General features: G+C 64.0%; 17 protein-coding genes. 8 read left to right on the top strand and 9 right to left on the bottom strand.

What is annotated here, in order from left to right; translation table 11 throughout:
- Positions 1–53: 53 nt before the first annotated feature.
- The 6 genes from CVM52_RS08015 to iscR form a co-directional block, all read right to left on the bottom strand.
- The gene (locus CVM52_RS08015; protein ID WP_100161990.1) at positions 54–563 is read right to left on the bottom strand and encodes a hypothetical protein; all 510 of its coding nucleotides are present in this window, start codon (positions 561–563) and stop codon (positions 54–56) included.
- A 144-nt stretch (positions 564–707) separates the two neighbouring features.
- Complete coding sequence (locus tag CVM52_RS08010; protein WP_100161989.1) at positions 708–1022, bottom strand: heavy metal-binding domain-containing protein; 315 nt, start codon at positions 1020–1022, stop codon at positions 708–710.
- Entirely contained in the window at positions 1019–1339 is a 321-nt protein-coding gene (locus tag CVM52_RS08005; protein WP_133119810.1) for a hypothetical protein, read from the bottom strand. The genes CVM52_RS08010 and CVM52_RS08005 overlap by 4 nt, the downstream gene beginning before the upstream one ends.
- Positions 1339–2862, bottom strand: coding sequence for a Fe-S cluster assembly protein SufB (sufB, locus tag CVM52_RS08000; protein ID WP_100161987.1), 1524 nt, complete (start codon positions 2860–2862; stop codon positions 1339–1341). Before sufB ends, CVM52_RS08005 begins: the two co-directional genes overlap by 1 nt.
- A 15-nt stretch (positions 2863–2877) precedes the next feature.
- Positions 2878–3921, bottom strand: a complete 1044-nt coding sequence (locus CVM52_RS07995) for a cysteine desulfurase family protein (protein WP_100161986.1) — start codon at positions 3919–3921, stop codon at positions 2878–2880.
- Positions 3918–4376: a Fe-S cluster assembly transcriptional regulator IscR gene (gene iscR, locus CVM52_RS07990; RefSeq protein ID WP_100161985.1), complete on the bottom strand. Its 459-nt coding sequence runs from the start codon at positions 4374–4376 to the stop codon at positions 3918–3920. Before iscR ends, CVM52_RS07995 begins: the two co-directional genes overlap by 4 nt.
- Positions 4377–4557: 181 nt before the next feature.
- Here iscR and CVM52_RS07985 point away from each other — a divergent pair, with 181 nt between their 5' ends.
- From CVM52_RS07985 to CVM52_RS07965, 5 genes are all read left to right on the top strand, one after another.
- Positions 4558–5211, top strand: a complete 654-nt coding sequence (locus CVM52_RS07985) for an alpha/beta hydrolase (RefSeq protein WP_100161984.1) — start codon at positions 4558–4560, stop codon at positions 5209–5211.
- Between the two features lies 1 nt (position 5212).
- A complete protein-coding gene (locus CVM52_RS07980) occupies positions 5213–5461 on the top strand; it encodes a hypothetical protein (RefSeq protein WP_100161983.1) in 249 nt (82 codons plus the stop codon).
- Complete coding sequence (locus CVM52_RS07975) at positions 5458–6045, top strand: HD domain-containing protein (protein WP_100161982.1); 588 nt, start codon at positions 5458–5460, stop codon at positions 6043–6045. The genes CVM52_RS07980 and CVM52_RS07975 overlap by 4 nt, the downstream gene beginning before the upstream one ends.
- Positions 6046–6152: 107 nt before the next feature.
- Positions 6153–8357, top strand: a complete 2205-nt coding sequence (locus CVM52_RS07970) for an NADP-dependent isocitrate dehydrogenase (protein ID WP_100161981.1) — start codon at positions 6153–6155, stop codon at positions 8355–8357.
- Between the two features lie 133 nt (positions 8358–8490).
- Complete coding sequence (locus CVM52_RS07965; RefSeq protein WP_100161980.1) at positions 8491–9705, top strand: NADP-dependent isocitrate dehydrogenase; 1215 nt, start codon at positions 8491–8493, stop codon at positions 9703–9705.
- Positions 9706–9789: 84 nt separating this feature from the next.
- On the opposite strand, the gene CVM52_RS27440 is transcribed toward CVM52_RS07965, so the two are convergent.
- Positions 9790–11598: a calcium-binding protein gene (locus tag CVM52_RS27440; RefSeq protein ID WP_205964909.1), complete on the bottom strand. Its 1809-nt coding sequence runs from the start codon at positions 11596–11598 to the stop codon at positions 9790–9792.
- 557 nt (positions 11599–12155) lie between these two features.
- On the opposite strand from CVM52_RS27440, the gene CVM52_RS07955 reads away from it, so the two are divergent.
- From CVM52_RS07955 to typA, 3 genes are all read left to right on the top strand, one after another.
- The gene (locus CVM52_RS07955) at positions 12156–12860 is read left to right on the top strand and encodes a sulfotransferase family protein (protein ID WP_100161979.1); all 705 of its coding nucleotides are present in this window, start codon (positions 12156–12158) and stop codon (positions 12858–12860) included.
- Between the two features lie 258 nt (positions 12861–13118).
- Positions 13119–13454: a DMT family transporter gene (locus CVM52_RS07950; protein WP_100161978.1), complete on the top strand. Its 336-nt coding sequence runs from the start codon at positions 13119–13121 to the stop codon at positions 13452–13454.
- Positions 13455–13594: 140 nt separating this feature from the next.
- Positions 13595–15412 carry a translational GTPase TypA gene (gene typA / locus CVM52_RS07945; RefSeq protein WP_100161977.1) on the top strand — a complete coding sequence of 606 codons (1818 nt, stop codon included), beginning with the start codon at positions 13595–13597 and terminating at the stop codon, positions 15410–15412.
- 152 nt (positions 15413–15564) lie between these two features.
- Here typA and CVM52_RS07940 read toward each other — a convergent pair whose 3' ends face one another.
- Positions 15565–15852, bottom strand: a complete 288-nt coding sequence (locus CVM52_RS07940) for a DUF1330 domain-containing protein (RefSeq protein ID WP_100161976.1) — start codon at positions 15850–15852, stop codon at positions 15565–15567.
- Between the two features lie 3 nt (positions 15853–15855).
- A partial coding sequence (locus CVM52_RS07935) for a DHHA1 domain-containing protein (RefSeq protein WP_240620899.1) occupies positions 15856–16194 on the bottom strand: 339 nt, incomplete at its 5' end.

The raw sequence follows: 16194 nt of genomic DNA, 5'->3' as shown, positions 1-16194 counted from the left end.
CCAACGGGGCACATAGGTGGATGTCATTTGCGACGCCGCGGATGCGGCGGTGGTCAGAGCGGGACGACCGGCGGGGCGCGCAGCCCGGCCTGGATCAGCATGGTGTCGACGTGATCGGCCGAATACATCTGCACCCAGAGCTCCGGCGCCAGCCAGGCCAGGTAGGGTTCGCCGAAATACATCAGCGGCAGCCCCAGGGCCAGACCGATGACATGCGGCTTGTCGCGCATCCCCAGCCCGATCATCAGCACGAACAACATGGCGCCCGCGATCGGCAGCGGCCCGGCACTGGCCAGGGCGCGGGCGAAAAACCCGGTCGGCGCGTTGCCAGCCTGAAAGGCGGTGACATTGGCCCCCAGCAATATAGCCAGCCCGAGCACCAGCGCGAGGGTTCCGCCCAGCGGGATCCTGCGGCGCGGCTTCATCGCGGCCTTGGGCGCGGCGGGCATATGGGTCAGCCGGGTTGCCGGGCGCTGCTTGCCGGACTGCTCTTCCAGCAACCGGGTCTGGATGCGCTGAACCCGCGCCTGGAATTCCTGTTTCTGACGGTCCGAATCCAACATCGCGATCCTGCCCTGGCTGCCAAATCCGGCGCGAGGTTTGCGCGCGAACGTGGCCCCAATGCGGCAGAACCGGGGTAATCAGAGTACGGGCCGTGGCCCCTTTGACATGGCAAGGCGTCAACGCCATGAACCCCTGCTCCTGCGCTAGCCGATCACCACGGCGGTGCCCGAAGCCGATACCATCAGCATCGACTGGCCGACCACCTCGTAATCGAGATCGACCCCGACCACCGCATTGGCGCCCATTTCGCCGGCGCGCTGTTCCAGCTCGCGCAGCGCGGTGTCGCGGGCATCCTGCAGCTTGCTTTCATAGGCGCCCGAGCGGCCGCCGACGATATCGGTGATCTGCGCGAAGACATCGCGCACCACATTGGCACCCATGATCGCCTCGCCCACGACGATGCCCTTGTATTCGGCAATCTGATAGCCTTCGACCGAAGGCGTTGTGGTGATGATCATCCGTCATCCCCTTTGCGCGTGGAATGAGCAGATGCCTTTATCGCGTTGATCAAACGTATCAAAATCACTGTCAGCGCCGACCAGCACAGGATCAGGACAAGGCCGATGGCCAGTTCCGCGCTTTCCCGCGTATTTTCCCGGATCAACCCCGCCTCGGCCAGTTCGACTGCCAGCTCGTCCTGAAACAAAAGACCCAGCATGATCGCGAAATAGGCCACGAAGATCGAAGCGAATTCCACCGCGCCACGTTCCATCCGGCCCGGATGGCCGAGCACGGGGCGCGCACGGCGCCGGGGTCTGTCCGGTGCCGCCGACATTAGCCCACCGACCCCTCCAGCGAGATCGCCACCAGCTGCTGCGCCTCCATGGCGAATTCCATCGGCAGCGCCTGCAGCACGTCCTTGCAGAAACCGTTGACCACCAGGGCCACGGCCTCTTCCTCGTCCATGCCGCGCGAGCGGCAATAGAACAGCTGGTCGTCATCCACTTTCGAAGTGGTTGCCTCGTGTTCGACGCGGGCGGTGTTGTTCTTGACCTCGATGTAAGGCACCGTATGCGCGCCGCATTTGTCGCCGATCAGCAGGCTGTCGCACTGCGTGTAGTTGCGCGCGTTTTTCGCCTTGGGATGCATCGAGACCAGCCCGCGATAGGTGTTCTGCGCGTGGCCCGCGCTGATCCCCTTCGAGACGATCCGGCTTTTGGTGTTCTTGCCCAGGTGGATCATCTTGGTGCCGGTATCGGCCTGCTGCCAGTTGTTGGTGATGGCGATCGAATAGAATTCGCCCTGGCTGTCATTGCCGCGCAGGATGCAGGAAGGGTATTTCCAGGTCACGGCGCTGCCGGTTTCGACCTGTGTCCACATCACCTTGGAGCGGTCGCCTCGGCAATCGGCGCGCTTGGTGACAAAGTTGTAGATGCCACCCTTGCCGTTCTCGTCACCGGGGTACCAGTTCTGGACGGTGGAATATTTCACCTCGGCATCTTCCTCGGCGATGATTTCCACCACCGCGGCGTGCAGCTGAGAGGTGTCGCGCTGCGGTGCGGTGCAGCCTTCGAGGTAGGAGACGTAAGAGCCCTTGTCGGCGATGATCAGCGTGCGTTCAAATTGGCCGGTGTTTTCGGCATTGATGCGGAAATAGGTGCTCAGTTCCATCGGGCAGCGCACGCCGGGCGGCACATAGACAAACGAGCCGTCCGAGAACACGGCGCTGTTCAGCGTGGCATAGAAATTGTCCGACACCGGCACGACGCTGCCGAGGTATTTCTTGACCAGCTCGGGATGTTCGCGGATCGCCTCGGAGATCGAACAGAAGATCACCCCGGCCTTCTTCAGCTCCTTCTGGAAGGTGGTGCCGACCGAGACCGAATCGAACACCGCGTCCACCGCCACCTTGCGGCCTTCGCTGGGCGCATCCTCGGCGCCCTCGACGCCGGCCAGGATCATCTGTTCCTTCAGCGGGATACCCAGTTTTTCATAGGTGGCCAGCAGCTTGGGGTCGACCTCGTCCAGCGACTTCGGCTTGACCTCCATCGATTTCGGACGGGCATAGTAATACTGGTCCTGGAAATCGATCTGCGGATAGTCGACCATCGCCCAGTCGGGTTCTTCCTTGGTCAGCCAGCGATCATAGGCGGCCAGCCGCCATTCGGTCATCCATTCGGGTTCTTCGTTCTTCTCGGAAATCAGGCGGACGATATCCGGGGTCAGGCCCTTGGGGGCGAACTCCATCTCGATATCGGTATCCCAGCCGTATTTATAGGCGCCGCCGACCTCGCGCACCGCATCGACGGTCTCCTGGTCGACGCCTTCCTTAACTTCCGTGCGATCCAATGCAGGCATATCGCTCTCCTGAACTCACGCGGCGCGCGCGTGATGCTTTCTTTCTTTTTCCAGCCACGTTTCCGCGAAACGCAGCACATCCTCTTCCGTCGTCTGCGGACCCAGCGACACGCGGACCGCGCTTGCTGCCGCCGTCTCATCAAAGCCCATCGCCCGCAACACGCGCGACGCACGCACTTTACCGCTGGAACAGGCGGACCCGGCGCTGATTGCGAACCCGGACAGGTCCATCTGCATGACTTGCGTCTCCCCCTTCCAGCCCGGCACCACGAAGCACGAGGTGTTGGGCAAACGGGGTGAGTCTTTCCCGACGAAAATAATCTTCTTTGACCCAGCCTCAAGACATGATTCTAGAATATTTCTAAATTTCTCCACCCGGGTCCAGATTCCGGCGGCCAAATCGCGGGATGCCGCCTCGGCTGCGGCGCCGAAACCGGCGATGCCGATCACGTTCTCGGTGCCCGACCGGCGGCCCATCTCTTGCCCGCCGCCGCGGATCTGTGCCGCCAGGTCGGTGCCGCGCCGGATCACCAGCGCGCCGATTCCCTTGGGGCCTCCCAGCTTGTGCGCCGAGATCAGCGCCATGTCCGCGCCGCACCAGTTAAAGGCAACCGGCAGCTTGCCCAGGGCCTGGGTGGCATCAGTCACCGCCAACCCCTGCGGCAACTCCTGCAGCAGGCCGGTTTCCGAATTGGCCATTTGCAGCACCGAATGCGCCGGATCCGCTACGCCGACCCGGCCCGAAGGCTCGACCGGCAGGTCGGTCTCGACCCAGGCACGCACCGCGTCATGTTCGACCTCGGCGCCGTGCAGCCCGCGCCCGGCACAGGCCAGCGCCGCCGCCTCGGTTGCGCCGGAGGTGAAAATCACGTCGGCACCATCGGCGCCGAAGGCCGCCGCCACCTGCGCGCGTGCGCGCTCGATCAGCGCCTTGGCCGCCCGCCCCTCGGCATGGACCGAAGACGGGTTGCCGGCGACATCCATCGCCGCCGCCATCGCCGCCCGCGCCTCGGGGCGCAGCGGGGTGGTGGCGTTGTGATCCAGGTAAACCCGGTTCATTCATCTACCACGGCGAACAAGCCGGGCACGGCGGGGCATGGCGCCAGCGTGTTGCCGACCACATCCGCCAGGCTGGTCTGGTGCAGGAAGACGTAGACATGGGCGCTGAGTGATTCCCACAGCCGGTTGGTCAGCGATTGCGCCTTGCTGCCGGAAGAGCCGCCGGACGCGCCTGCCCCCTTGTGCATGGCGTCGACCTTTTCATCCACCGCGGCGAGGATATCGGCGATCCGAATCTCTGACGCCGGGCGCGACAGGCTATAGCCGCCGCCCGGCCCGCGCACCGATTTCACCAGATCGCCCCGGCGCAATTTTACAAACAACTGTTCGAGATAGGGCAAGGAAATCCGCTGACGCTGGGCGATATCGCCGAGTGTCACCAGGGAGTCTGCCGGCTGCAAGGCGATATCGGCCAGCGCAACCATCGCGTAGCGGCCTTTTGTCGAAAGCTTCATTTTTTGCCCTCCGCACCCGCCATCTTGGCGAGATCATTGACGTTTCCGCCGCCAATGCGTATCTGCACCAGACGAACGGCGATCGACGCCGTACAGTTTAGAACAGTTCTAAGGTGGCTGGGGAGAACCGTCAAGATTTTCGGTCTCTTCCTGGCCTTGCAGCGACAGGACCCAACGCAACATGCCCGAGGTCATTTTTCCCGGACCCGAAGGCCGCCTCGAGGGCCGCTACCACCCCCAAAAAGAAAAAGACGCCCCAATCGCCATCGTCCTGCATCCACATCCGCAGTTCGGCGGCACCATGAACAACAAGGTCGTCTATAACCTGCACTATGCCTTTTACAATATGGGCTTTACGGTTTTGCGGTTCAACTTCCGCGGAGTCGGGCGCAGCCAGGGGGAATACGATCAGGGCATCGGCGAATTGTCCGATGCCGCCTCGGCGCTCGACTATTTGCAGTCGATGAACAACAATTCCAAGCATTGCTGGGTTGCCGGGTTTTCCTTTGGCGCCTGGATCGGCATGCAGCTGCTGATGCGGCGGCCGGAGATCACCGGGTTCATCAGCGTGTCGCCGCCGGCGAACATGTATGATTTCTCGTTCCTGGCCCCCTGCCCGTCTTCGGGGCTGATCATCAATGGCAGCGCCGACCGCGTCGCGCCGCCCGCCGATACCACCGCGCTGGTCGGCAAACTGCATGATCAGCGGGGAATCACCATCACCCATCAGGAAGTTCCGGGCGCCGATCACTTCTTTCAGGACCAGCACATGACCACCCTGATCGACAATGTGACCGAATATGTGAAACGCCGACTGACGGAAAACACACGCTGATATGGGCACCATCGAGACATTGGCCGCCAAACTGGCCGAAGACACGATGAAGGCGATGGATGAAACCGGCAATGACCGGCTGTATGTCGAGGTGGGCAATGTGCTGGGCGCCTCGTCGCAGACGCTGGAAGAGGCGTTCCTGACCGAGATGCGCGTGCGGCTGTCCGAGGCCACCGCGCGGCGGTTCCTGAACGCCAAGCTGGCCGAGGCGCGCGGCGGCCCCAAGGCCGTGTCGCCCGCGGAGGAATGACCCAGCGGCTGGAGGCGCAGCTGGCCTTTCTGGCCGAGGCCGACCGGCTGAAATCGGTGCTGCGCGCGTCAAAGCTGATCGACAATTCCCGCCACGAGAATTCCGCCGAGCACAGCTGGCACATTATGCTGTATGCGCTGTTCCTGGCCGACCAGGCCGGACCGGAGGTCGATATCGGCCGAGTGCTGCGGATGCTGCTGATCCATGACATCGTCGAGATCGATGCCGGCGACGCGCCGATCCACGGCCAGGTTGACCATGCCGCCATGGCCGCGAAAGAGGCGGCGGCGGCTGACCGGCTGTTCGGATTGCTACCGCTGGACCAGGCCCGCGAGTTTCGCGCGCTGTGGGACGAGTTCGAAGCCGCCGAAACCGCGGATGCGCAATTTGCCAAGGCGATCGACCGGGTGCAGACGCCGCTGGCCAACCTGGCCAATGGCGGCGGCACCTGGCGCGAATATGGCGTGACACTGGATCAGCTGGAGGCGCGCGTGGGAAGCCCGATCCGGCGCGCCGCACCGGGGATCTGGGCGCATATCCGCCCGCGCATTGCCGCTTGGTTCAGCGCCAACAGCACGGACTAGCCGAACCGGGGTGGAAATACGGTATACCATGGCATACCCTCTTCCCTCGCGCGCCCCGTTGCGGTAGAGACGCGGCAAGTCGCAAGGCCGGATCGAAAGGGCGCAAAATGGCAGAAAACACCACTCCCGACATCATCTACACCAAGGTCGACGAAGCGCCGGAACTGGCCAGCGCCTCGCTTTTGCCGATCATCCAGCGCTTTGCCGCCGCGGCAGACGTGACGGTGGGCACCAAGGACATCTCGCTGGCGGGCCGCATCCTGGCCACCTTCCCCGAGGCGCTGACCGAGGCACAGCGGATCTCGGACGACCTGGCCGAACTGGGCGAGCTGGTGAAGACGCCCGAGGCCAATGTCATCAAGCTGCCCAATATCTCGGCCTCGGAACCGCAGCTGGTGGCGGCGGTGAAAGAGCTGCAGGCGCAGGGCTATGCCCTGCCCGATTATCCCTATGAACCGACGACCGATGCGGAAAAGGCGGTGCGCGCCAAGTATGACAGCATCAAGGGGTCGGCGGTGAACCCGGTGCTGCGCGAGGGCAACTCGGACCGCCGCGCCGCCGTCGCGGTGAAGAAATTCGCCCAGGCCAACCCGCATCGCATGGGCGACTGGACCGGCGACAGCAAGACCGTGGTGTCCTCGATGTCCGGCGGCGATTTCTTCTCGAACGAGAAATCGGCAACGCTGGGTTCTGCCGCCACCGCCAAGATCGTGCTGGAAACCGCCGATGGCGAAACCGTACTGAAAGACGGCATCAAATATCCCGCCGGCACCGTGGTCGATGCCACGTTCATGTCGGCGGCGGCTCTGGATGCCTTCCTGGCCGAACAGATCGAGGCGACCAAGGCGGAAGGCACGCTGTTCTCGCTGCACATGAAGGCAACGATGATGAAGGTCTCGGACCCGATCATCTTCGGCCACGCGGTCAAGGCCTGGCTGGCGCCGGTCTTCGAGGCCCATGGCAACAAGATGAGGGAACTTGGGGTGAATCCCAATGGCGGGCTCGGCGCGCTGCTGGAACGGGTCAAGGACGATGCCGAGATCATGGCCGCAATCGAGGCCTGCATGGCCGAACGCCCGCCGATGTACATGGTGAATTCCGATCGCGGCATCACCAACCTGCATGTGCCTTCCGACGTGATCATCGACGCCTCGATGCCGGCGCTGATCCGCGCCGGCGGCAAGGGCTGGGGCCCGGACGGCAAGGAACACGACACCAACTGCGTGATCCCCGACAATTCCTATGCGCCGGTCTATGACGCCACCATCAAGTTCTTCAAGCAACATGGCAAGCTGAACCCGGCCACCGCCGGCACGGTGCAGAACCTGGGCCTGATGGCGCAGAAGGCCGAGGAATACGGCAGCCACCCCACCACCTTCGAGATCCCGGCGGCGGGCACGGTCAAGATGATCCTGGACGATGGCACCGTCCTGCATGAACACGCGGTCGATGCCGGCGATATCTGGCGGTCGGCCTCGACCCGCAAGGCGCCGATCGAGGACTGGGTCAACCTGGCCATCGACCGCCAGCGGCTGACCGGCTATCGCGCGATCTTCTGGCTGGACGCGAACCGCGCCCATGATGCCGAGTTGATCAACTACGTGAAGCCGATCCTGCAAGCCAAGGGTGTGGAAGACAAATTCGAGATCATGGCGCCCCGAGAGGCGACCATTGCCTCACTGGAAACCATCACCAAGGGCGAGAACACCATCGCCATCACCGGCAACGTGCTGCGCGACTATCTGACCGACCTGTTCCCGATCCTGGAACTGGCAACCAGCGCCAAGATGCTGTCCATCGTCAAGCTGATGAATGGCGGCGGGCTGTTCGAAACCGGCGCCGGCGGCTCGGCCCCCAAACATGTGCAGCAGCTGCAGGAGGAAAACCACCTGCGCTGGGACAGCCTGGGCGAATTCTGCGCCCTGGGCGAAAGCTTCAAGTTCCTGGCCGAGGCCAAGGGCAACAAGAAGGCGCAGGTGCTGGGCGACGCGGTGGATGCGGCGACCCAGGGCATCCTGGACCATGACCGCAGCCCCAGCCGCAAGGTGGGCGAGCCCGACAACCGCGACAGCCATTACTGGTTTGCACGCTATTGGGCCGAGGCGCTGGCCGCGCAGAGCGACGATGCCGAGCTGGCCGCCGAATTCGCCCCGATCGCCAAGGCGCTGGCCGAGAACGAGGCGAAGATCACCGGCGAACTGGCCGCGGTGCAGGGTGCCCCGGCCGATACCGGCGGCTATTACCACGCCGATCCGGCCAAGATGGCCGCGGTGATGCGCCCCAGCGCCACGCTGAACGGCATCATCGGCTGATCGACAGACCGGGCGGTGCGGGCGACCTGCGCCCGCGCCGCCCCCAACTGGAAGAATGGAACCGGCAGATTGCCGGGCACGTCACGGAGTTGAAACCAAAACGGGCCATGCGCCCCCGCCAAGGAGAGCCGGGATGAGCAGAATCAAGGTGGACAACCCCGTCGTCGAACTCGACGGTGACGAGATGACCCGGATCATCTGGGATTTCATCAAACAAAAGCTGATCCTGCCCTACCTGGACATCGATCTGCTCTATTACGACCTGGGCATCGAGGAGCGCGACCGCACCGAGGACCAGATCACCATCGACGCAGCCGAGAAGATCAAGGAGGTCGGCGTCGGCATCAAATGCGCCACCATCACCCCCGACGAGGCAAGGGTCGAGGAATTCGGCCTCAAGAAGATGTGGCGTTCGCCCAATGGCACCATCCGCAACATCCTGGGCGGCGTTGTCTTCCGCCAGCCGATCATCTGCAAGAACGTGCCGCGCCTGGTGCCGGGTTGGACCAAGCCGATCGTGATCGGCCGCCACGCCTTTGGCGATCAGTACAAGGCAACCGATCTCAAGTTTCCCGGCGCCGGCACGCTGTCGATGAAATTTGTCGGCGAGGACGGCACGGTGATCGAGGAAGAGGTGTACAAGGCGCCTTCGGCCGGCGTGTACATGGGGATGTACAATCTCGACCAGTCGATCCTGGATTTTGCCCGCGCCTCGATGAATTACGCGCTGGAGCTGGGCTGGCCTTTGTACCTGTCGACCAAGAACACCATTCTGAAACAGTATGACGGGCAATTCATGCTGCTGTTCCAGAAGGTGTTCGACGAGGAATTCGCCGACCGGTTCAAGGAAAAGGGCATCTGGTACGAACACCGGCTGATCGACGACATGGTCGCCTGCTGCATGAAATGGAATGGCGGCTTTGTCTGGGCCTGCAAGAACTATGACGGCGACGTGCAATCCGACACCGTCGCGCAGGGGTTCGGCTCGCTCGGGCTGATGACCTCGCAGCTGATGACGCCGGATGGCAAGATCGTCGAGGCTGAGGCGGCGCATGGTACCGTCACCCGCCATTACCGCCAGCATCAGAAGGGCGAGGCGACCTCGACCAATTCCATCGCCTCGATCTATGCCTGGACCGGCGGGCTGAAACACCGCGCCAAGCTGGATGGCAACGCACCGCTGAAACATTTTGCCGAGACGCTGGAACAGGTGGTGGTGCAGACCGTCGAAAGCGGTTTCATGACCAAGGACCTGGCGCTGCTGGTCGGCCCTGACCAGGGCTGGCTGACCACGATGGGCTTCCTGGAGAAGATCGACGAGAACCTGAACAAGGCGCTGGCCGGTTAGGCGGCGCGCGGGTTGCGCAGCGTTTGATCGCAACAAAAAAACGGGGGCTCGCGCCCCCGTTTTTGGTTTCAGCGGTTCAGCATTTCAGCTGAACAGGAAATCGATATCGGCCTTGGCCAGGGTCACATCCTGCAGCGTCACCGAGGCCGAACCGAAGCTGACCACCGTGTCGCCGCCCGAGGCTTCGACCTCCACCTGCGCGGCCTTTCCGCCGCGCAGATTGATCGACAGGATGTCCTCGGCGGCGTCGAAATCCTGTACCGTGTCGGTGCCGGACCGGCCCCGCACGAAATGGAAAGTGTCGCTGCCGCCGCCGCCTTTCATCAGGTCATTGCCGGCGCCGCCCTTCAGCCAATCGTCGCCGGCGCCGCCGATCAGCCGGTCATTGCCGGCGCCGCCGCCCAGGATGTCGCGCCCGGCGCCGCCTTCCAGCCGGTCGCGCCCGGCGCCGCCGCCCAGCCCGTCATGACCGGAGCCGCCCAGCAGGGTGTCATTGCCCCCGCCCCCGCGCAGCGCATCCTTGCCATTGCCGCCCAGCAGCTGGTCATTGCCATCCTCGCCGAACAAACGGTCATTGCCATTGCGGCCGCGGATGGTGTCGTCGCCGTCACCGCCAAGAATGCGGTCGTTTCCACCCACCCCGGCCAGCACGTCGTCGCCAGCGGTGCCGAACAGCTTGGCGGTGCCGCCGGTCACCTCGAAGAAAGACAGGCGCAGCGGCGTCGCGGCACCGGCGGTGCCGGTGTCGGACAGGTCGGTATAGGCCAGCGCGATGCGGCCATCCGCCAATTCGGTCAGCGCCGGGTTGGCCTGGTCGCCTGCATCGCTGGTGCTGGCCATCAACGTTGTCTTCAGCTCGCCATTGGCATCAAACAGCAGAATATCGACCCCGGTGCCGGTGGCGCCGGTATCCGGCCGCGACACCGCCATGGCCAGACCGCCGCCCGACAGGCCGATCATGTCGAATTCGGCCTTTTCGCTGTCGAAGGAATAATCACGCGTTAGCTCCGGGCGGTCGGATTGTTTCAGCGCCTCGTCGCTCAGGATTGCCAACCGGATGGTGGATTTGTCGTCATCCACCTGTTCGACATAGGCCAGCGCGAAGCCGCCGCCGCCAAGCGCGGCCAGTTCCAGGTTGTCCGCCGCCTTCAACGTGTCGCGGGTGCCGTTGATATAGAATTTCAGCGAGGAATAGACCCCGTCGATATCGTCGGGTGCGCGGAACCGGTCGCTGAACATCTCCAGGCGGATCCGGTCGTAATTTGCCGCCGCGTTTTCCACCCCGGCGACCACGATATTGCCATTGGCCAGCTGGGCGACATCGTCGATCGAGCCGGACAGGCCAAAGGTGACGGTGGCACCGGAATCAAAGATATAGGCCGAAGCGCCCTCGCTGTCGGCCTGTGAGCGTACCATCGCAAAACGATCTTCGCTGAGCGGCACGATCTCTTGCACCACGTCGGTCACCAGATCGGTGCCGGGAGAATCCTCCTGCACATCGAGAAACAGGTTCTCGATCTCACTGCCATCGGCGAAGAAGAACTTCATGAAGATGTCGGAATCGGCGGGATCGTCGCCATAGGTGGCGGTGTTGGTCCAGCTGATGCCGAACCCGCCGCCGGCAATGGCCACAACCTGCGGGCCGTGCTGGTCATGCGGCGTGTAATCGTTGATCTGAATGATTTCGCTGATCGCGGTGCCGTCGCTGTCCAGGACCTGCGCGAAGACCGCGCCGTCGGTATCGTCGAACAGATCCGTGGGCTGCGACAAATATTCCGTCCACGAGACCAGGATATTGCCGTTGGTCAGGGTGGTGATGTCGGGGTCGGCCACGCCCCCGTCGATCCCCGCGGCCTCGATCACGGCCCGGCTGCCGACAAGCTCCAGTTTCATCGCTCTGCCTCGCTTTTTACGTTCTGCGCTCGATTGCCGGTATAGGGCCTTTCGCGCCTAAACTCGTCAATTGAAACGGCCGCACCCGGTTCCAGAACACCGGGTGTCGCTGCAATTTCCACACACCGCCGCACCATCGCGGCTGTAAAACCAAACCCGCAGAATGCGGCGACAACCGGGGCAAATCACGACGTTTCAAAGACCGGCGGCATCGGCTTTATCCGCACCAATGGCACCGCTGGACAGGGTGCGCCCCGGCTGCGGCCGCCAATTCTCCACGTCAGCAACAGGATTTCCCCCATGCCCCCGCAATACCTGTACCTTGTTCTTGCGCTGGTGGCCTAAACCGTTGGCACCTTGGCGCTGGAGGCCAGCCAGCATCGCGGTTGCAGACGGGGGCGCTTGGCCCCCGATTTTTTTGACGGAAAAGCGCCGCAATGTAGCGACGGAATGTCAAATCGGCCGCGTTTAAGGCGGGTACGACAGCAACGCGAGAGCAGTATGAGTATAAAAAAACGACACGGCGGCCCCCTCGCCCGGGCGGGAGTTCGACCGTCATGAAGCTCGAACGCCGGTTCATGCCCGTCTGGCATGTCGCCTCTTATCCGCGCAGCGGCAATCACTTGGTCAGGGCGCTGCTGGAATATGCCACGCAAAGGCCAACCATGGGCTGCCCCGGGGCCAGCCGAGACACCCCCATTCACAGCCGCAACCCGAATCAGCAGGCGCGGCTGATCGTGATCAGCGAAGCGGAACCAATCGCTTACAAGTCGCACTTCACCAATCAGATCCAGCAGCACGAGCACGATCACCGGATCGACCGATTCCTGCTGATCACCCGCGATCCGGTGGAAGCCATTGCCTCGCATCTGGCGAGGGATTTCGGCAAACGGCTGATCGTGACCGAACGGCATATCCGCATCGCGGTCGAGCGCGAACTGAATGCCTATCTGTCACTGCTTTACGCCTATCGCGCCTATCCAGACGAGCGCCGGTATCACATCCGGTTTGAGGATCTGACCGGTGCAGACGACAGGTCGCTGGAGGCGGCCAACAGCCTGCTGCGCGCCGCGCGCGTTCCGCTCATGCAACTCGATGAGGCGGAATGGCAGCGGGTGCGCGCCATCGCCAAGAACAGCCAGTCCTCGCTGTCGCCCAGCAAGCAGGTCGTTCGCGACCGCATCCGCGCCGCCGTGGCCGAGCGGATCAGCCTGGCGGAGGCAGCGCATTTCCTGACAACCGGGCTGTGGCCCGCCGAATAGCGGCGGACCCCGGTCAGCGGAGGGGCGCATCAGTCTCCATTCCGGCCGGTCCGGGCTTGCTGCGGCACGGATCGACCGACACGAGATCGCGCCCCGGTGCAAGGGCCGGGGCGCGGCAGAGATACGAAACGCGGCGAAACGCAGCAATTCGAAGACAGCGTGCGGCGCCGCTTTACCTTGCCGAGGGGCGTCAGTAGACAGGACGTGGCCTGCGACCGCCGGACAGCAGGCAGTCCCGCAATTTCCGAGGCCCTGTCCATGCCGCTTCATTTTGTCTATCTTCTGCTTGCGGTCGTGGCCGAGACGGTCGGCACGACCGCACTGCAGGCCAGCCAGCAATTCACCCGTCTGTGGCCCTCGATTGTGGTGGTGCTGGCCTATGGCGTGGCCTTCTACCTGCTGTCGCTGGCGCTGAAATTCATCCCGGTCGGCGTGCTGTATGCCGTCTGGTCGGGGGTTGGGATCGTCTGCATCGCGCTGATCGGCTGGGTGGTGTTCCGCCAGGCGCTGGACCTGCCGGCGGTGCTGGGCATCGCGCTGATCATTGCCGGCATCGCGGTGATCCAGCTGTTTTCGGGCACCGCCACCCACTAGGCCTGCGGGCGGCCGCCCGCGCATTCCGGCCGGATTGCACCGCCGCGATCCCGCTGGTCGGGCCGGTTCCGGCCCATGCGCTCTGGCCTTCTGCATCGCAGCAGGATAAGTCCGGCGCGGAATCACCAAAGGCACCGGAAATGGATCTGCGAAACATCGCCATCATCGCCCATGTCGACCATGGCAAAACCACCCTGGTTGACGAGCTTCTGAAACAGTCGGGCGCCTTCCGCGCCAACCAGGCCGTGGCCGAGCGGGCAATGGATTCCAACGACCTGGAACGCGAACGCGGCATCACCATCCTGGCCAAGGCCACCTCGGTCGAGTGGAAGGGGACGCGGATCAACATCGTCGACACCCCCGGCCACGCCGATTTCGGTGGCGAGGTCGAGCGCATCCTGTCGATGGTCGATGGCGTCGTGCTGCTGGTCGATGCCGCCGAAGGGCCGATGCCGCAGACCAAATTCGTCACCGCCAAGGCGCTGGCGCTAGGGCTGCGCCCGATCGTGGTGCTGAACAAGGTCGACAAGCCCGATGCCGAGCCGGACCGGGCGCTGGATGAATGTTTCGACCTGTTCGCCAATCTCGGCGCCGATGACGACCAGCTGGATTTCCCGCATCTTTATGCCTCGGGCCGTTCGGGCTGGGCCGATGCCGAGCTGGACGGGGCGCGCAAGGATCTGTCGGCGCTGTTCAACCTGGTGGTCAATCACGTGCCGAAACCGCGGCAGATCGCCCATCAGGACGAAGATTTCCGCATGTTGGCCACCACCCTGGGTTCGGACCCGTTTGTCGGGCGCATCCTGACCGGCCGGGTTGAATCCGGTCGGCTGAAGGTGGGCCAGACGGTGCAGGCCCTGTCGCGTATCGGCCAGAAGATCGAACAGTTCCGCGTCACCCGCATCCAGGCCTTCCGCGGGTTGCAGCAGCAGGACATCGACGAGGCGGTGGCCGGCGATATCGTGTCGCTGGCCGGGATGGCCAAGGCCACCGTGGCCGACACCATCTGCGCGCTGGCGGTGGAAACGCCGCTGCCCGCCCAGCCGATCGACCCGCCGACCATCTCGGTCACCTTCGGCATCAACGATTCACCGCTGGCCGGCCGCGACGGCAAGAAGGTGCAGTCGCGGGTGATCCGCGAGCGGCTGATGAAAGAGGCCGAATCCAACGTCGCTATCCGCATCACCGACACGCCGGGCGGCGAAGCCTTCGACGTGGCCGGGCGCGGCGAATTGCAGATGGGCGTTCTGATCGAGAACATGCGCCGCGAGGGGTTCGAACTGTCGATCTCGCGGCCGCGCGTGCTGTTCCGCGAGGAAGATGGCCAGACGCTGGAGCCGGTCGAGGAAGTCACCATCGATGTCGATGATGAATATTCCGGCGCGGTGATCGAGAAGATCACCGGCGCCCGCAAGGGCGAGATGACCGAGATGAAACCCTCGGGCACCGGCAAGACCCGGATCGTCGCCCTGGTGCCGTCGCGCGGGCTGATCGGCTATCACGGCGAATTCCTGACCGATACCCGCGGCACCGGTGTGCTGAACCGGGTGTTCCATTCCTGGGCGCCGCATAAGGGGCCGATTCCCGGCCGCCGCGCCGGCGTGCTGATCTCGATGGAAAACGGCCAGTCGGTGGCATATGCGCTGTGGAACCTGGAAGAACGCGGGCGGCTGTTCATCGGTGCGCAGGCCGATGTCTATCAGGGCATGATCATCGGCGAACACAGCCGCGACAACGACCTGGAAGTGAACCCGCTTAAAGGCAAGAAACTGACCAATGTCCGTGCCTCGGGTTCGGACGAGGCGGTGCGGCTGACCACGCCGATCACCTTGTCGCTGGAAGAAGCCATCGCCTATATCGACGATGACGAACTGGTCGAGGTGACGCCGAACGCGATCCGCCTGCGCAAGCGCTATCTCGATCCGCACGAGCGCAAGCGGATGGCCAAATCGGCGTAATCTGCCTGCTGGCGGAGCTGACTGCGCGGGCGGCCCAGTGCCGCCCGCCCGACCCGGCCACCAGGCCCCGGCCAATTCCCTAGACCACCTTGCACCACCCGCGTGCCCGGTGCCCTTGTCAGGGCCGGGCGTTATTCTGTCAGGGCCGGGCGTTACTCGCTGGTCTCGACGATCATCAGCTCGCGTTCCGACGCGTCGCGGGCATGGCTCAGCGCGCGCTGGTAGACCTCGGAATTGTAGCAGGCTTCTGCCGCCTCAACCGAAGGGAAACGCGCCACCACGTTGCGCGGCCGCGCCTGGCCTTCCAGTTGTACAAAACGGCCGCCGCGGGCGATGAAGGTTCCGCCATGGGCGGCAATCGCCTCGGTCGCCAGCGCGGCGTATTTGCCATAGGCCTCTTCGTCAGTCACCGTCACATGGGCGATCCAGAGTGCAGGCATGTCCTATCCTCCCAACACCGCCTCGGCGGCTCCGATTGCATCCTGCGCGCGGGCGATATCCGCGCCACCGCCCTGCGCCATGTCGGGGCGGCCACCGCCGCCCTTGCCGCCCAGCTGCGCCACCGCGGCGCGGACAAGATCGACCGCCGACAGCTTTTCGGTCAAGTCGGCGGTCACGCCCGCCGCCACCGCCGCCTTGCCGCCGGTATCGGCGATCAGCAGCACCGCGCCCGACCCCAGCCGCGCCTTGTGTTCGTCGATCAGCGTCGGCAAATCCTTGCCCGACACGCCCGACAGCACCTGCGCCAGGAACTTGGTGCCGGCGATCTCGCGCGCCTCGGC

Origin of the sequence: Pseudooceanicola lipolyticus, assembly GCF_002786325.1 — a bacterium.
GTDB lineage: Bacteria > Pseudomonadota > Alphaproteobacteria > Rhodobacterales > Rhodobacteraceae > Pseudooceanicola_C > Pseudooceanicola_C lipolyticus.
This window is presented reverse-complemented; position numbering and strand designations above follow the sequence as displayed.